The organism is Pseudomonas sp. HLMP (genome assembly GCF_046365545.1).
In the GTDB taxonomy this organism is placed as follows: domain Bacteria; phylum Pseudomonadota; class Gammaproteobacteria; order Pseudomonadales; family Pseudomonadaceae; genus Aquipseudomonas; species Aquipseudomonas guariconensis_B.
The window spans coordinates 1,847,626-1,863,721 of record NZ_JBDLLR010000001.1; the positions used below are offsets into that span (position 1 = coordinate 1,847,626).

Below are 16,096 nucleotides of genomic sequence, written 5' to 3' on the forward strand. Positions count from 1 at the left end.
CCGTCCCAGGGGCAAGGCGCTTCACTTCAAGCTGCAAGAAGAAGCAGATCGTGCATGCTCCACTTTCTTCTTGCAGCTTGCAGCTTGCAGCTTGCAGCTTACTCGGCGAGCTTGTAGGCGATGATGTAGTCGCCCATCTTCGTGCCCAGCGAGCCGTGGCCTCCGGCGGTGACCAGCACGTACTGCTTGCCATCCTTGCCGGTGTAGGTCATCGGCGTGGCCTGGCCGCCTGCCGGCAGGCGGGCTTTCCACAGCTCCTTGCCGTTGTTCACGTCATAGGCACGCAGGTACTGGTCCAGGGTGCCGCTGAGGAAGCCCACGCCGCCGGCGGTGACGATCGAGCCGCCCATGCTCGGCACACCTACCGGCAGGCCGATCGGCACCGGGGTGCTGTCGCGGGTGGTGCCGTTCTTGCGCTTCCACACCACCTTGTTGGTGAACAGGTCGATGGCTGCCACGTAGCCCCAGGCCGGTGCCTGGCAAGGTACGCCCAGCGGCGACATGAACGGGTGCATGATCACCGCGTAGGGGGCGCCGGTGTTCGGTTGCACGCCGCTGGTCTCGCTCTCGCGCTTGCTGCCGGCGGCGACTTTCTCGCGAGGTACCATCTTCGACACGAAGGCCATGTAGTTCGGGGTGGTGAACAGCAGTTGGCGCACCGGATCGACCGATACGCTGCCCCAGTTGAACACGCCGACGTTGCCCGGGTAGACCAGGGTGCCCTGCTCGGAGGGCGGGGTGTACTGGCCTTCGTAGCGCAGCTCGCGGAACTGGATGCGGCAGAGCATCTGGTCGAACGGCGTGGCGCCCCACATGGCCTGTTCGGTCAGCTCAGGGCCGAGCAGGTTGAGGTCGGAGCGGGCCTGGGTCGGCGCGGTACGGTCGCCCTTGACGGCACCTTGCGGCACCGGGATCTCGCGGATCGGCACGATCGGCGTGCCGTCGCGGCGATCGAGCACGTACAGGCTGCCCTGCTTGGTCGGCACGATGACCGCTGGCTTGATGCCGTCGTCGGTCTTCAGGTGGACCAGGGTCGGCTGGCTGCCCACGTCCATGTCCCACAGGTCGTGGTGGGTGAACTGGTAGTTCCAGCGCACCTTGCCGCTGGCCAGGTCCAGGGCGACGATGCCGGCGCTGTACTTCTCGGCGCCTGGGGTGCGGTCGGCGCCCCACTGGTCCGGGGTCTGGTTGCCCAGGGGCAGGTAGATCATGCCAAGGTCTTCGTCGACGCTGGCGATCGACCACATGTTGGCCGAGTTGCGGCTGTACATCTGGCCGGCGGCCAGGGGCTTGGTGTCGTCCGGGTTGTTGCTGTCCCAGTTCCACACCAGGCGGCCGTCGTGCACGTCGTAGGCGCGGATCACCCCGGACGGCTCGTTGGTCGACTCGTTGTCGGTGACGTGGCCGCCGATGATCACCAGGTCACGGGTGATCGCCGCGGGCGAGGTGGAGTAGTAGCCGCCGGCGGTGAACGGGCCGATGCCGGTGGTCAGGTCGATCACGCCCTGGTTGGCGAAGCCTTCGCAGACCTTGCCGGTGTCGGCGTTGATGGCGATCAGGCGGGCGTCGGCGGTAGGCAGGTAGAGCCGGCGCGGGCAGGCCTGGGCGACTGCCAGGCCCGCGTCGGAGATCTTCGGCGCCGGGCTGCCGTCGCGGCTGACGTAGCGGTTCTCGTCATAGTAGGAGACGCCACGGCAGGTCATGTGGGCGAAGCCCTTGAAGGTGCCCACTGGGCTTTTGATCTGCGGGTCGTAGCGCCAGATCTCGGCACCGGTGTCCGGGTCCAGGGCCAGCAGCCTGCTGTGGGCGGTGCAGGCATAGAGCATGCCGTTGACCTTCAGCGGGGTGTTCTGGTTGGTCAGCTCCACCGGGTCGTTTTCGGTCGGCAGGTCGCCGGTGCGGATGCGCCAGGCTTCCTCCAGGCGGTAGACGTTCTGTGGGGTGATCTGGCGCAGCGGCGAGTAGCGATCGCCATGCTCGGTACGGCCGTAGGCCTGCCATTCGCCGTCGGGCATCGCCGGGGCGGCGCTGGCCATTTCGCTGCTGTCACGGCCCAGTTCGCCATGGATCTCGCCCGGGTGGGTGAACTGGCTGGCCACGGCGGTAGCACCGGAGGCGACGACCGCAAGGCTCAGCACGGCGGTGTTGACCTTGGAGGAAGGGCCCACCAGCGAGCGACGCGCCCAGGGCAGCAGCAGGAGCACGCCGATGGCGAACCAGATGGCCAGGCGCGGCACCAGTTGCCACCAGTCCAGGCCCACTTCCCACAGGGCCCAGAGCGTGCTGCCCAGCAGCACCAGGCCGTACAGGCCCAGGGCGATGCGGCGCATGGCCAGCAGCAGGATGCCGGACAGGGCGAAGCCGATACCGGCGATCAGGTAGTACAGGGAACCTCCCAACTGGCTCAGCTTGATGCCGCCGGCCAGCAGGGCCAGGCCCATCAGCAACAGCAGCACGCCCAGAAGGCGCGGTAGCCAGCGGGTTCCATTCTTGGCACCGTCAGTGCTCATCGTATGTTCTCCGTAGGTCGAAGGGTGGGTTTAGAAACTGCTCTGGATCTTCAGGCCGCCGATCAGGGCGGCGTCGACCTGCGACACACCGCCCGGATGGCGGATGTACTGCAGGTTGGGGCGTACGGTGAGCCAGTCGGCCAGGTGGATGCCGTAGTAGAGCTCGGCGCTGTACTCGGTGTCCTGGACGGGCAGGTAGCCTGGGTTGTCGTAGTCGTCGAGGCCCGCAGCCTGGTTGATGAGGCGCGCGTTCTTGCGGTAGGCGGGATTGACGTGCACGCGAGCGAGGGCGAAACCGATGTCGTCCTTGGCGCGGGCATCGAAGGGCCCTTTGTACACCACACCTGCCTGAACATAGTTGTCGATGGCATTGGTCTTCTTGTCGTGCAACGTGGCATTGGCGAACAGGCTCAGGCCACGCGACTGGTCAGAGGCCAGGGACGTCAACTGCTGCTGGCCGCCGAGCCAGAAGCCGTGCTTGCTGGACCTGCTGCGGTAGGCTTGGCCACTGAGGGCCGCGGCCTGGCCGTTGTCGTCCCGGTAAACATCTTGTGCCTTGGCATTACTGTAGTAGTAGCCGGCGCGATATTCCCCTTTCAGGCCATTGACCCGTGGGCTCCAGACCAGTTCGACCGGCATCACGGCGCCTTGCGTGCCGCTGCCGCTGAGCTTGAAGCCGTTGCCGGACTCGAGGTTGGAGGGATTCTGTTCGAAGAGGCCGACCTGGGCATAGAGGTCGTCGCGCAGGTTGTAGCGCACGCGCAGGGCCCACTGGCTGACCGGCCAGTTGTACCAGATGTCGCCGACCCAGTTGCCCACCTGGGAGCCGCAGAACGCCAGGTTCTGGAAGTCGCAGGGGAAGCTGTTGAAGTCCTCGCCTTCGCCGAAGCGGCCGAATTTCACGTCCAGGGCGCCGTCGAGGTACTTCTGCTTGATCCACAGTTGGGTCAGCCGCCAGGTCTGGCCACGGCCCCAGACTTCCTGGGCCGAGGTGAAGCCACCGACCCGTGGGTCGTTGATCCGGTCATTGCTGATGTTCTGGCCATGGCGCTCGGTGATCGTCAGTTGGAACTCGGCGTCGTGCCAGCCGAGGATCTTCTCCAGGTCCAGGTGGCTGGCGAAGGTGAACTGGTCGCTGTAGCGCGCGGTGCGGTCATGGTCGTAGCCACCCTGCAGGTTGCTGCCCATCTCGCCGGTATAGCCAAGGGTGAAGTCGTAGCCTTTTTCCAGCAGTTCGCTGCGGGTGCCGCCCCAGTCGCCGAGCATCCATGGCGAGTCGCTGGCGAACATTTCACTGGCGCCGACGAGGGGTGACAGGCTGCCGAGCAGGGTGGCAAGGGCAAGGCCCGGGTATCGGGATCGAGGCAGTTGGAGCATGAGATAGCGCTATCTTTTGATTATTGAAAAAACGGCGAACGCATCGAAGAGACGGGCCCGTCGATGAGATTGCGTGCAAGGTTCGTGGGTGAAGCGTTTCAGCGTGTGGCGAGGAGGATATAGGGGAAGTTGTAAGAAAAAAAGACAAAATGTCGCAGGGGATTGTTGTCGCTGGGGTAACAGTCGGGCGCGTCGGGGGCTGCTTCGCAGCCTATCGCCGGCAAGCTGCGCGCACAGGGACCGCGCCGTTCTTGAGGTCGGCGCCGGACCTGAGAGCCGGCTTGCCGGCGAATGGGGCGCACAGCGCCCCCTTGCGATCAGAAGGACGTACGCAACCCCACCTGGACGCTACGCCCCGGCGCCGGGGCGATATCCCGCAGGATCGAGCTGGCGTAGCGCACGGTCTGGTCGGTCAGGTTCTCGCCCCGCACGAACGCCAGCCACTGGCTCTGGCCGATGTCGAAGCGATAACCGAGGCTGGCACCGAGGGTGGTGTAGCCATCGGTGCTGGTCTCGTTCGACGGCTTGCGGTGCTGGGAGGCGGCATGCTGGACGTCGACGCGCGCCTGCCAGCGATCGCGCTCCCAGAGCAGGGCACTGTTCAGGCGCAACGGCGCGATGCGCGGCAGCGGCTCGCCGCTGTCGAGGTTCTTGGCCCGGGTGTAATCGCCAGACAGCTCCAGGGCGAAGCTGCCATAGCGGTTCTCGGCCAGTTGCCAGCGGTCCTGGGCCTCGATGCCGTAGAAGCGAGCGCGCACGCCCTGGTACAGGTACTCGGGAATGTCGCCGTGCTCATGTTCGTGGTCATGGTCGTGATCGTCGTCATGGTCATGATCGTGATCGTGACCTTCGCGCAGGTTGCCGCTGCCGATCAGGCCGATGTAGTTGCGAAAGTGGCTGTAGAACACTCCGACGCTGCCCTTGTGGGTGCCATTGTCGAAGCGCAGTGCCAGGTCGCCGGAGATGGCCTTTTCCTTGTTCAGGCCTGGGTCGCCCACTTCGTAGGCGCCGGTGGCCACGTGTGCGCCGTTGGCGTACAGCTCATAGAAGGTCGGTGCGCGTTCGGTGTAGGCGAGGCTGGCGGCCAGCGACCAGACCGGGTCGAACTGGTACACCGCGCCGGACGACAGGCTGGCGGCGGTGAAACTGCTGGCGTCGTCGGCGCCGATGAAGTGCTCGTTGCCCTTGGCGTCCGGGTCGACCCGGGTGTGTTCCAGGCGCGCACCCAGGCTCAGGTTCAGGCGTTCGCTGGCCTGCCACTGTTCGAGCATGAACAGCGCCAGGCTGTCGGTGTCGGTGTGCGGGACGAAGGCTTCCTCACCCAGGGCGGAGAACTCGTTGCGGCTGACCTGGGCGCCGATCACGCCCTCGACCGGGCCGAGTGGCTGGTGGCGCGCTTCGATGCGGGCTTCGTAGCCCTTGTTCTTGAAGGTGGTATGCACTTCGCCGCTTTCGATCTCGCGGTGTTCGTAGTCGGTGTAGCCGGCATCGACCTTGACCGAGCTGAACGGGCCTTGCAGGTCGCGCAGCTCCGAGGCGAAGCCGTAGTGGTCCTGCTGCATGTCCAGGCGTACGCCGGGCTCGGCCACCGAGCCATAGTTGCTGTCGTAGCGGCTGTAGGACAGGCCGGCATAGCCGTGGTCCCAGTGGTAGGCCCCCCCGAGCGCACCGCCGTCCTGGCGTCCGTCGCTGTTCTCCAGGCGGTGGCGGCTGCCCGGTTCGTCGGCATCGCGGACCTTGGAGCTGCGGGCGTAGCCTGGGATGCGCAGGTCGTTGAACTGGCGGCTGTTGGCATCCAGGTGCAGGGCGAAGGCGCCGTTGCCGGCTTCCAGCTTGCCGGCGCTGCTGCGGGTGGTGTCGGCGCCGCCATAGCGCAGTTCGCCGGCACCGTGGATGCCGTCGATGGGCGAGTCGGGAATGCGGTTGTCGAAGGTATTGACCACGCCACCGATGGCATTGCCGCCGTAGAGCAGGGCGGCCGGGCCCCGGACGATTTCGATGCGCTCGACATTGATCGGGTCCAGGGGCACGGCATGGTCATAGGACAGGGACGAGGCGTCCAGGGCGCCCACGCCGTTGCGCAGGATGCGGATACGGTCGCCGTCCAGGCCACGGATCACCGGGCGGCTGGCGCCGGGCCCGAACCAGGTGGAGGCGACACCGGGCTGTTTGTTGAGGGTTTCGCCGAGGCTGCCCTGCTGCTGTTGCAGCAGGTCGTCGCCTTCGAGGACGGTGCTCGGCGTGGCCAGTTGGCGGCTGCCCAGCGGGTTGGCGGTGATCACCTGGGGTTCCAGTTCCACCGCCTGGCTGGGCGTCGAGGCCAGCCAGAGCGCGACGGCGAGTGGGGAGAGACGCAAGGGCATGTGAAGCATGGGGCTGTGACGTTCCTTGGCAGAATAGTTGTGCTGTTACAATATAACATCACTATTTCAGCACAAGGGTATGGCCTCTGGCCAGGGGTTTTGTGTCGTCGATGCCGGCCCTTTCGCGGGCAAGCCGCGCCCAGGGTCTTGGGCGAACCGCATCATCATGGGGTGATCGACTCGAACCCTGTGGGCGCCGGCTTGCCGGCGATGGACCGCAAAATGGCAACCGGCAGCTGCCGGACCCATCTGCCTGGAACCGCTCCGCCAGCCCCACCGGCCGCTAGACTCGTGTAAGGTGCGCATCTTTTCACCGCTGGAGCACTGGCATGAGCACGGCCCAACACAACGCACTGCACGGCAAGACGCTGGAGCAGATCCTCACCGAGCTGGTGGCCCACTACCAGTGGCAGGGCCTGGCCGAGCGCATCGACATCCGCTGTTTCAAGAGCAACCCGAGCATCAAGTCGAGCCTGACCTTCCTGCGCAAGACACCCTGGGCCCGAGAGCGGGTCGAGCAGCTCTACGTGAAGCTGCAGCGGGCCGGCTGAATGCCGCGTCATCCCTGGCTGCTCCTGGCCGCGCTGCTTGGCTGGAGCGGCCTGGCGATACAGGTCTGGCTGGTGCTGCTGGCGCGTTGGCAGGAGCAGGCCAGCCTGGTCGGCGGCCTGATCAATGTGTTCGGCTATTTCACGGTATTGACCAATACCCTGGTGGCCACGGTGCTGAGCTACCGGGCCTTTGGCAGGGCGTCGCGGGCGAGGGGGATCTTTCTTTCACCCATGGTGAGTTCGGGGATTGCCACGAGCATCGTCCTGGTCGCCGTGGCCTACAACCTGTTGCTGCGGCACCTCTGGCAGCCGCAGGGGTGGCAATGGCTGGCGAATGCACTGCTGCACGACGTGATGCCGTTGGTGTTCGTCCTGTACTGGTGGCTCGAGGTACCCAAGGGCAGTCTGCGGCTCTGGCACTTGCCGGCCTGGAGCCTGTACCCGGCGCTGTACTTCGCCTTTGCCCTGTGGCGTGGGCACGAGATCGGGGTGTATGCCTATCCGTTCATCGATGTGGCCAGCCTGGGGTACGGGCAGGTGATGCTCAATGCCCTGGGGGTACTGGTGGGGTTCTGGGGCATCGGCCTGGTGCTGCTGGGGGTGGATCGTTGGCGGGGCAGGCGGTTGCCGGGGATGGCGCAGTCGCGGTGAATCGCTGGGGCCCCATTCGTGGGCAACTCCCACAGGGGCCGAGTCGACCACAAATGATGCGCTTTGCAGGGGCCCTCTAGGGGAGGGCTTGCCGGCGATGGGGCGCGAAGCGGCCCCAAACGGCATCGGGGCTGCAAACCTCATTCGTCGTCAGCGCTACCGTCCACACGCCAGTAGGCCGCAGCCTTCAAGGCATCCTCGGGCACACCTTTCTCCAGCAGCAACGCCTTGGCCTGGCGGGTCAGGGTTCTTTCCAGGGCGATCCAGCCGTACAGCCGGCCCGCTGGCAGTGCCAGGTGTCGCACCCGGTCGAGCAGGTCTTCCTCGTGGCGACGCACCCAGATCACTTCCACCTGGGCCTTGCTCGGTAGTGGCTGGCGTTCCTGTTCATCCTCGACCTGGATCACCGCCAGTACCTGGCGGCCGGTCGGCAGTTCCTCCAGGCGCCGGGCGATGGCGGGAATGGCGGTCTCGTCGCCGACCAGCAGGTAGCTGTCGAAGATGTCCGGCACCACCATCGAGGCGCGCGGGCCGGCGATGTCCAGGGTCTGGCCTGGCGTGGCCTGGGCCGCCCAGGTGGAGGCGGGGCCGTCGCCATGCAGGACGAAGTCGATGTCCAGCTCGTTGGCCTGCAGGTCGATACGCCGTGGCGTGTATTCGCGCATGGTCGGGCGAGCGCCGCCGTCGCGGCCCAGGTCGCGGGCATCGATGGCTTGTTGCTGCTCGGGCGTGAGGGCGAACAACAGCTTGATGTGGTCGTCGCTGCCGAGGCTGGTGAAGCCGGCGAGCTCAGGGCTGCCGAGGGTGATGCGGCGCATGCGCGGGGTCAGCTCGGTGACCCGCAGTACCTGCAGGCGGCGTTGCTTGATCGTGTGGTTGACGCGGTGGATGGTATCGCTCATGGGGTGTTCTCCTGAACGGAATCGGCCGGCCCGGAGGCGATGGCCTTGGCAGTGTCGTTGAGCAGCGTGCGCACCCGCTCGATCTCTTCGGGCGACCAGCGTCCGCTGTGCATGTGCAGCGCGTGGCGCAGGTTGCCGACGGCTTCGTGGATTTGTGGGGGGCGGTCATGGCCACGCAAGGCGCGCTTGCTCACCTCGATACGCATGCGCACGCCGTCCAGCGCCACAGCCTGGGCGAGCAGGGCGTCGCGGCCGCTGTCGGTGATGGCGTAGAGACGTTTGCTGCCCTGCACCTGGCCGCTGATGAGTTCGGCCTCCTCGAGGAAATTGAGGGTCGGGTAGATCACCCCTGGGCTGGGGCTGTAGCTACCATCGAAGAGGCTTTCGATCTGGCGGATCAGGTCGTAGCCGTGGCCGGGTTGTTCGGCGAGCATCGACAGCAGCAGGAGCTTGAGATCGCCCGGGGCGAACACTCGAGGGCCGCGCTCGCCGCGACCAGGGCGGCGTTCGAATGGGTCATGGTCACGCATGCAAGGCTCCGTCTTTGACGATATATCGCTAGATATTACTCAAGATATATCTTTAGACAAGCCTTGAATGATGATGATTATCATCTGGATATTCGATGCATTTCCCAGGGCTCGGGTAATGCCCATTCAAGGGGCCGCGTGCGCGACCTCCGGCGCCTTGCATTGGGTGGCGCTGCCCGGTTCCAGGTACGGCATGAGGATCGGCGCCATGCCCTTGAGCACCTGCACCGGCAGGGCCGAGGTGAACTTGAACGCTTCGGCCGCGCGCCCTGGGACGAAGGCGGTGAGGGTGCCGAAGTGGTTGTCGCCGAGGAAGAACACGAAGGTGGCAGTACGGTTGAGCGAGCGCGAAGCGATCAGCCGGCCGCCGGCGCCGAAGCTTTCGATGCGGTTGTCGCCGGTGCCGGTCTTGCCGCCCATCACCAGCGAGGTGCCGTCGTGCAGCTTGAAGCTGCCGGAGATGCGCCGCGCGGTACCGGCATCGACCACCTGCGACAGGGCGCCCTTCAGGGCCCGGGCGACTTCCACCGGGAGGATCCGCTGGCCACGGTCCGGGTCGCTGATCAGCTTGGTCTCGTAGGGTGTATCGGCGGCGAAGTGCAGGGTGTCGATGCGCAGGGTAGGCAGGCGCACGCCATCGTTCTGGATGATGCCGACCAGCTCGGACAACGCCGCGGGGCGGTCGCCGGAGCTGCCGATGGCCGTGGCCAGGGACGGCACCAGGTGGTCGAACGGATAGCCCACGCGCTTCCAGCGCTGGTGGATATCCAGGAAGGCCTCGATCTCGACCATGGTGCGGATGCGGCTGTCGCGGGCCCCCTGGTGGCGGCTCTTGAACAACCAGCTGTAGACCTCCTGGCGCTCGAAGCGGCTGGCGTTGATGGTCTCGGTGAGCGAGGCGCCGGGGTTCTTCAGCAGGTAGCCGAGCAGCCATAGGTCCAGCGGGTGGACCTTGGCGATGTAGCCCTGGTCGGGCAGGTCGTACTTGCCGGGGCCATAGGCATCGTACATCTGCGACAGGCGCCCGTCGGTGAGCTTGGCCAGGGCTTGCTTGTCCTTCTGGCTATGGGCGCGGACGAAGGCGTTGAAGGTTTCCTGGCCGGCCTCGGGAAACAGGTAGCGGTGCACCGCGGCCAGGCGCTGCGGAGTGACGCGCATGCTGTCGAGGAAGGTGTCCAGGCGCTGCTGGGAGGTCTTGCGCTGGTACTTGCGCCAGAAGCGCATCAGGTAGCTGGTGCCTTCGCGATCGGCGAAGCGGGCCAGGTACTCCTGGCGGCGCGGGTCGGCATCGTCCTTGAGCAGCGGCTCGCGGTTGTAGGGCTGCTGGTAGGTGACGTAGCGGACCAGGTCGCGCATCAGGCGGATGAACGGCAGGTTGATCGACTCGCGCAGGGCCACCTTGAGGGTCGGGTTGCGGCTGTTGTCTTCCTTGCGGAAGTTGTTGAACACATGCATGCCGCCGCCGGTGAAGAAGGCTTCGCCGGTGTTGGCCGAATACTTGCGCTCCAGGGCGGCATCGAGCATGGCGTCGAGGTTCTGGTCCTTGCTGTTCTGCATCAGCCAGTCCAGCGACCAGCGGGTGATGCGGTCAAGGGCTGCCACCTCGACCTGCTTCAGCTCGGCCACCGGCTTGCCGGCGTACTTGTCGTGCAGTTCGGCGATGATTTCCAGGTAGGTGGTCAGGACCCGCAGCTTGGCCGTCGAACCGAGCTCCAGCTTGCTGCCTTCGTTGATGTCGAACGGCTGGTCGGTGCTGTCGGTCTGCACCCGTACCCGCGAGCCGTCGGCCGTACGCTCGAACAGGGTGAAGCTGTAGCGCACCTGATCGGTGGTCTTGGGCGTGAGCAGGCGCTCGCCGATCAGCCCGATCTGGGCGGCGAACTCGGGGTCGGAGAGGTTCCTCAGGTACTGGCTGACCTGCATCTGCAGGTCGGCCTGCAGGGTACTGGTGGCTGACAGGTCCAGGCGATCGAGGTCGTACAGCGGGCGATTGAGCATGGCCGCCAGGCGGTTGCGGGCCAGGCTGATGCCCTTGTTGGTGATGATCGGCACGATGGTCGGCTGGGCCACCCAGTCACGGTACACCGCCTTGCTGGCCAGTGCCGCATCGGCCAGCGCCTGGTCGATCACGCCATTGGCGCTCAACACGCGGATGTGCGCATCGGTGAGCCGCGCCAGGTCTACCCGGCCCTTGGTCAGGTAGTGGGATGGCCGGCGCTGGGCAATCATCAGCGACAGCACCTGACGCAGGGCCAGGCCGCGCTCGGCCATGCTCTGGGCATCCGTGGCGGTGGAGGCCAGGGCCCGGTTGACCTGGGCGAAGTCGGCGCCATACCAGACCCGCAGCCCTTCGGCCATGCCATGCACTTCGCCATGGCCGGGCACGGCCGACAGCGGCACGCTGTTGAGGTAGTCGCGCACGATGCGTTGGCGCGCCACCGTGGTATCCGGCCCGCCCTGGTAGGCGCGTACGCTGGCGGAAATCATCTGGCGGATCTTCTCGGCGCCGGAAACGGTCAGCCCGTCGGGCGAGTGGCGGTATTTCTCCAGCTGGGTGGCCAGGGTGCTGCCGCCAGCGGACTGGCCGGGCAAGGCCAGGTACTTGGCCACCTGGCTGTACGCCGCCTTGGCGAAGCGCGGCCAGTCCACGGCCGGGTTGTTGCGTGGATCGTTCGGGTCGAGCAGTTCGCGGTTCTCGATGAACAGCAGGCTGTTGACGATCACCGGCGGGATCGAGGCGAAGTCCGGGTACAGGTGTTGTGGGTATTTGTATTGATAGAGGGTGTCGCCGCGGCAGTCGGTGATCGACAGGCCGGTCTGGATCTTCTCCACGTAGGGCGCGAACAGGCCGTGCTCGACATAGTTCATCAGCGCCGGCGAAAAACGCACCTGTTCGCTGATCAGATAGTCACGCTTGAGCAGGCGTGGCAGGAACTCGCCCAGTGAACTGTAGCCCAGGCGTTTGTCGAACGGGCCGTCGCCTGGGTAGATGATGGCATCGCTGGGGCCCGGCTCCAGGGAGTAGGTGAGGGTGCTGGCCAGGCGGCTGAACTCCCGCGACTGCAGCTTCGAAGTCTGCACTTCGTCATAGACGGCGAAGCCGATGGCGATGATCGCCAGCAGCAGGACCAGGACGATCAGCCTCCACCACAGGCGGCGTTGGCGTGGGGTCTTTGGCAATGGGGCTTCAGCCAGATGTGTTTCGGGTGCTTCCATTCTGGTTGGTTCCGATTGCCACAGTGCGCCCATAGTCTTCAATCCGGCCGGGTATTTTCGTCTTGCTTGTCTGAAGCTTAGACGTTGGCCGGATTTGGTGAAAAATTTGTAAGAAGCGTCGAAAACCGAGGTGGGAATATGCGGCTTTGGTGCTGCTTCCATTCTTCGGCAATGTTGCTATGGTAGCCGCCCCGATCCGTGGAGAGGGGCTGGAAGGGCTTGAATGCCCTCCGCGAAAGGCTTTTTGACCGAGAATTCTCGCCAAATTTCCTTGTTTATATAGTGAAAAGCCCTACTGGCGGATTCCTATACTGCTCGACCCCTTCGCCCTGCCGGCTGCCTTGCGCAGCGGTGGACGGGCTGGCCCACAAGGCTCGCCCGGCAAGACGACACCCGGCCCATCGGCAGGGTCGGCTCTGCACGAAGGTCATATCCAATAACAAAATGAGGTTGTATTGCTATGCCAGTCGGCAACCACCCTGCCCATGGTGAGACCGCCCAGGGCGGCCCACTCAAGCGAGAACTGGGCGAACGGCACATCCGTCTGATGGCGCTGGGCGCCTGTATCGGTGTCGGCCTGTTCCTCGGTTCGGCCAAGGCCATCGAAATGGCCGGCCCCGCGATCATGCTTTCCTACATCATTGGCGGCCTGGCGATCCTGGTGATCATGCGCGCCCTCGGCGAGATGGCCGTGCACAACCCGGTCGCCGGTTCCTTCAGCCGCTACGCCCAGGATTACCTCGGCCCGCTGGCGGGCTTCCTCACCGGCTGGAACTACTGGTTCCTGTGGCTGGTCACCTGCGTCGCGGAAATCACCGCCGTGGCCATCTACATGGGCATCTGGTTCCCTGACGTACCGCGCTGGATCTGGGCCCTGGCGGCCCTGGGCAGCATGGGGGCGATCAACCTGATCGCGGTCAAGGCGTTCGGCGAGTTCGAGTTCTGGTTCGCCCTGATCAAGATCGTCACCATCATCGCCATGGTCCTGGGTGGCATCGGCATCATCGCCTTCGGTTTCGGCAACGACGGCGTGGCCGTAGGCATTTCCAACCTGTGGAGCAATGGCGGCTTCATGCCCAACGGCGTGACCGGCGTGCTGATGTCGCTGCAGATGGTGATGTTCGCTTACCTGGGCGTGGAAATGATCGGCCTGACCGCCGGTGAAGCGCGCAACCCACAGAAGACCATTCCCCAGGCCATCGGCTCGGTGTTCTGGCGCATCCTGCTGTTCTATGTCGGCGCGCTGTTCGTGATCCTGTCGATCTACCCGTGGAACGAGATCGGCAGCCAGGGCAGCCCGTTCGTGATGACCTTCGAGCGCCTGGGGATCAAGACCGCTGCCGGCATCATCAACTTCGTGGTGATCACCGCCGCGCTGTCGTCCTGCAACGGCGGTATCTTCAGCACTGGGCGCATGCTCTATAGCCTGGCGCAGAACGGCCAGGCACCGTCCATCTTCGCCCGCACCTCGAACAACGGCGTACCGCGCAATGCCCTGCTGCTGTCGATCGGTGCGCTGTTGCTGGGCGTGCTGGCCAACTACCTGGTCCCGGAGAAGGTGTTCGTCTGGGTGACCTCGATCGCCACCTTCGGTGCGATCTGGACCTGGGTGATGATCCTGCTGGCCCAGCTCAAGTTCCGTGCCGGGCTTTCCACTGCCGAGCGCCAGGGCCTGAAGTACCGCATGTGGCTGTGGCCACTGAGTTCCTACCTGGCGCTGGCCTTCCTGGTGCTGGTGGTGGGGCTGATGGCGTACTTCGAGGACACCCGCGTGGCGCTGTACATCGGCCCGGCGTTCCTGGTGCTGCTGACGGTGCTGTACCACGTGTTCCGCCTGGCGCCCAAGGGCCAAGCGCAAGGGGTGGCGAACACCGCCTCCTGACCCAGTGGGCCTGGGGCTGCAAAGCAGCCCCAGGCCACGATGAATGCTTCAGGCCGCCACCTCGCTGTGCGGCTCGAAGCTGTCGGCCCGGGCCAGTTGCCACATGCGTGAGTAGAACTGGCCATTGACCTCGCCGGTGAGCAATTCACCGGGCTTGAGGAACACGTGCATCTGCGAGAACAGCTTGATCTCGGTGGCGCTGATGCGTCGCACCAGGTGCTTGGCCTCCAGCTGCGACGGATGCTCAAGGCCCGCCGCGGCGAGCATCTCGGCCAGGGCGCGCAGGGTGTTGTGGTGGAAGTTGAGCACCCGCTGGGCCTTGTCCGGGACTACCAGCGCACGCTGGCGCAAGGCATCCTGGGTCGCCACGCCGGTCGGGCACTTGTTGGTGTGGCAGCTCTGCGACTGGATGCAGCCGATGGCGAACATGAAGCCGCGTGCCGAGTTGGCCCAGTCGGCACCGATGGCCAGCACGCTGGCGATGTCGAAGGCGCTGACGATCTTGCCGCTGGCACCGAGCTTGATCTTGTCACGCAGGTTCAGGCCGACCAGGGTGTTATGCACGAACAGCAAGCCTTCGCGCAGCGGCACGCCGATATGGTCGGTGAACTCCACAGGGGCCGCACCGGTGCCACCCTCCTTGCCGTCGACGACGATGAAGTCCGGCAGGATGCCGGTTTCCAGCATGGCCTTGGCGATGCCCATGAACTCCCAGGGGTGGCCCAGGCAGAACTTGAAACCCACTGGCTTGCCGCCGGACAACTCGCGCAGGCGGGCGATGAACTGCATCATCTCGATCGGCGTGGAGAACGCGGTGTGGCGTGACGGCGAGATGCAGTCCTCGCCCATGAGGATGCCGCGGGTCTCGGCGATTTCCTTGGTCACCTTGTGCTTGGGCAGGATGCCGCCATGGCCCGGCTTGGCGCCTTGGCTCATCTTGATCTCGATCATCCGTACCTGCGGGCTGCGCGCCTGTTCGGCGAAGCGCTCGGGGTCGAAGCGCCCGTCTGGCGTGCGGCAGCCGAAGTAGCCGCTGCCCAGCTCCCAGACCAGGTCGCCGCCGTGTTCGCGGTGGTACGGGCTGATGCTGCCTTCGCCGGTGTCATGGGCGAAATTGCCGAGCTTGGCCCCCTGGTTCAACGCACGGATGGCATTGGCACTGAGCGAGCCGAAGCTCATGGCCGAGATGTTGAAGATCGACGCCGAGTAGGGCTGGCTGCACTGCGGGCCGCCGACCTCCACGCGAAAGCTCGCCGGGTCGGCCAGTGGCGCCGGGCGCATGGAGTGGCCGATGAACTCGAAGCCAGACTCATAGACATCGATGAGGGTACCGAACGGTTTGTCCGAGGCTTCGTTCTTGGCCCGTGCGTAGACCAGCGAGCGCTGTGCCCGGGAGAAGGGCAGGGCGTCGCTGTCGGCTTCCAGCAGGTACTGGCGGATTTCCGGGCGGATGCCTTCGACCAGGTAGCGGATATTGCCGAGGATCGGGTAGTTGCGCCGTACCGCGTGGCGTTGCTGCAGCAGGTCGAACAGGCCGATCAGGCTGAGCACGGCGGTGGCCAGGGTGAATGGCCACAGCCACTCGTGGTGGAGGAACGGCAGGCTGGCCAGGGTGAACAACACGCAGGCAGCGAAGAAGGCATAGCGACTGAGAAGTGACAGGCTCATACGGGGTCCTTGCGAATGGCTCGGTCAGGCTCAGGGCCTGGGCAAACCCCGACCATAGCCCGGTTGGACGGCGCTTTGCCAGCGTGCAGGGGAGGAGAAAAATGAAAATTCGGGTATCGAAAATCATTCTCGATAAATTATGTTATAAAGTATCAATTCAAACCTGAGGTGATTCACCATGAAACCCGATATTCATCCCGCCTACCGTCCTGTGCTGTTCCATGACACCGCTGCCGATGTGTATTTCCTGATCGGCTCCACCGTGGAGACTGACCGTACCCAGGTGCACAGTGATGGCCAGACCTATCCCTATGTGGCCCTGGATGTGTCCAGCGCCTCGCATCCGGTCTACACCGGCCAACAGCGCAAGGCTACCGTCGAAGGGCGGGTGGCTGGGTTCAACAAGCGCTTCGCCGGGTTTGCCGGCAAGGTCAGGTGATACGGTT

General features: G+C 65.1%; 11 protein-coding genes. 4 read left to right on the forward strand and 7 right to left on the reverse strand.

Going from position 1 to position 16,096, the window contains the following annotated elements:
* Positions 1-98: 98 nt before the first annotated feature.
* The 3 genes from ABFA30_RS08715 to ABFA30_RS08725 form a co-directional block, all read right to left on the reverse strand.
* A complete protein-coding gene (locus tag ABFA30_RS08715; protein ID WP_253091437.1) occupies positions 99-2,510 on the reverse strand; it encodes a glucose/quinate/shikimate family membrane-bound PQQ-dependent dehydrogenase in 2,412 nt (803 codons plus the stop codon).
* Positions 2,511-2,540: 30 nt separating this feature from the next.
* On the reverse strand, positions 2,541-3,887 hold the full coding sequence (locus ABFA30_RS08720) for a carbohydrate porin (RefSeq protein ID WP_410045344.1): 1,347 nt from the start codon (positions 3,885-3,887) through the stop codon (positions 2,541-2,543).
* Between the two features lie 317 nt (positions 3,888-4,204).
* Positions 4,205-6,259, reverse strand: a complete 2,055-nt coding sequence (locus ABFA30_RS08725; protein WP_410045345.1) for a TonB-dependent receptor — start codon at positions 6,257-6,259, stop codon at positions 4,205-4,207.
* Positions 6,260-6,579: 320 nt separating this feature from the next.
* On the opposite strand from ABFA30_RS08725, the gene ABFA30_RS08730 reads away from it, so the two are divergent.
* Positions 6,580-6,801 (forward strand): VF530 family DNA-binding protein, encoded by a 222-nt coding sequence (locus ABFA30_RS08730; RefSeq protein WP_225788098.1) that lies wholly within the window; start codon positions 6,580-6,582, stop codon positions 6,799-6,801.
* Positions 6,802-7,452 carry a Pr6Pr family membrane protein gene (locus ABFA30_RS08735; protein ID WP_410045346.1) on the forward strand — a complete coding sequence of 217 codons (651 nt, stop codon included), beginning with the start codon at positions 6,802-6,804 and terminating at the stop codon, positions 7,450-7,452.
* A 140-nt stretch (positions 7,453-7,592) separates the two neighbouring features.
* Here the strand turns inward: ABFA30_RS08735 and ABFA30_RS08740 are convergent, their stop codons facing one another.
* The 3 genes from ABFA30_RS08740 to ABFA30_RS08750 form a co-directional block, all read right to left on the reverse strand.
* Entirely contained in the window at positions 7,593-8,354 is a 762-nt protein-coding gene (locus ABFA30_RS08740) for a siderophore-interacting protein (protein ID WP_410045347.1), read from the reverse strand.
* Positions 8,351-8,884 carry a PadR family transcriptional regulator gene (locus ABFA30_RS08745; RefSeq protein WP_225788101.1) on the reverse strand — a complete coding sequence of 178 codons (534 nt, stop codon included), beginning with the start codon at positions 8,882-8,884 and terminating at the stop codon, positions 8,351-8,353. The genes ABFA30_RS08740 and ABFA30_RS08745 overlap by 4 nt, the downstream gene beginning before the upstream one ends.
* 126 nt (positions 8,885-9,010) lie before the next feature.
* Positions 9,011-12,133: a biosynthetic peptidoglycan transglycosylase gene (locus ABFA30_RS08750; RefSeq protein WP_368816139.1), complete on the reverse strand. Its 3,123-nt coding sequence runs from the start codon at positions 12,131-12,133 to the stop codon at positions 9,011-9,013.
* 427 nt (positions 12,134-12,560) lie between these two features.
* Between ABFA30_RS08750 and ABFA30_RS08755 the strand changes: the two genes are divergently transcribed.
* Positions 12,561-13,982: an amino acid permease gene (locus ABFA30_RS08755; RefSeq protein WP_253168353.1), complete on the forward strand. Its 1,422-nt coding sequence runs from the start codon at positions 12,561-12,563 to the stop codon at positions 13,980-13,982.
* Between the two features lie 48 nt (positions 13,983-14,030).
* On the opposite strand, the gene ABFA30_RS08760 is transcribed toward ABFA30_RS08755, so the two are convergent.
* Positions 14,031-15,650 (reverse strand): FMN-binding glutamate synthase family protein, encoded by a 1,620-nt coding sequence (locus ABFA30_RS08760; RefSeq protein WP_253168352.1) that lies wholly within the window; start codon positions 15,648-15,650, stop codon positions 14,031-14,033.
* A 178-nt stretch (positions 15,651-15,828) separates the two neighbouring features.
* Between ABFA30_RS08760 and ABFA30_RS08765 the strand changes: the two genes are divergently transcribed.
* Positions 15,829-16,089 carry a type B 50S ribosomal protein L31 gene (locus ABFA30_RS08765; RefSeq protein WP_225788105.1) on the forward strand — a complete coding sequence of 87 codons (261 nt, stop codon included), beginning with the start codon at positions 15,829-15,831 and terminating at the stop codon, positions 16,087-16,089.
* The last annotated feature ends 7 nt before the right edge of the window (positions 16,090-16,096 follow it).

Coding starts and splice junctions, on each gene's coding strand:
- ABFA30_RS08730 (WP_225788098.1), top strand. CDS start 6,580: ATGAGCACGGCCCAACACAACGCACTGCACGGCAAGACGCTGGAGCAG.
- ABFA30_RS08765 (WP_225788105.1), top strand. CDS start 15,829: ATGAAACCCGATATTCATCCCGCCTACCGTCCTGTGCTGTTCCATGAC.
- ABFA30_RS08745 (WP_225788101.1), bottom strand. CDS start 8,884: ATGCGTGACCATGACCCATTCGAACGCCGCCCTGGTCGCGGCGAGCGC.
- ABFA30_RS08715 (WP_253091437.1), bottom strand. CDS start 2,510: ATGAGCACTGACGGTGCCAAGAATGGAACCCGCTGGCTACCGCGCCTT.
- ABFA30_RS08755 (WP_253168353.1), top strand. CDS start 12,561: ATGCCAGTCGGCAACCACCCTGCCCATGGTGAGACCGCCCAGGGCGGC.
- ABFA30_RS08720 (WP_410045344.1), bottom strand. CDS start 3,887: ATGCTCCAACTGCCTCGATCCCGATACCCGGGCCTTGCCCTTGCCACC.
- ABFA30_RS08750 (WP_368816139.1), bottom strand. CDS start 12,133: ATGGGCGCACTGTGGCAATCGGAACCAACCAGAATGGAAGCACCCGAA.
- ABFA30_RS08725 (WP_410045345.1), bottom strand. CDS start 6,259: ATGCTTCACATGCCCTTGCGTCTCTCCCCACTCGCCGTCGCGCTCTGG.
- ABFA30_RS08760 (WP_253168352.1), bottom strand. CDS start 15,650: ATGAGCCTGTCACTTCTCAGTCGCTATGCCTTCTTCGCTGCCTGCGTG.
- ABFA30_RS08735 (WP_410045346.1), top strand. CDS start 6,802: ATGCCGCGTCATCCCTGGCTGCTCCTGGCCGCGCTGCTTGGCTGGAGC.
- ABFA30_RS08740 (WP_410045347.1), bottom strand. CDS start 8,354: ATGAGCGATACCATCCACCGCGTCAACCACACGATCAAGCAACGCCGC.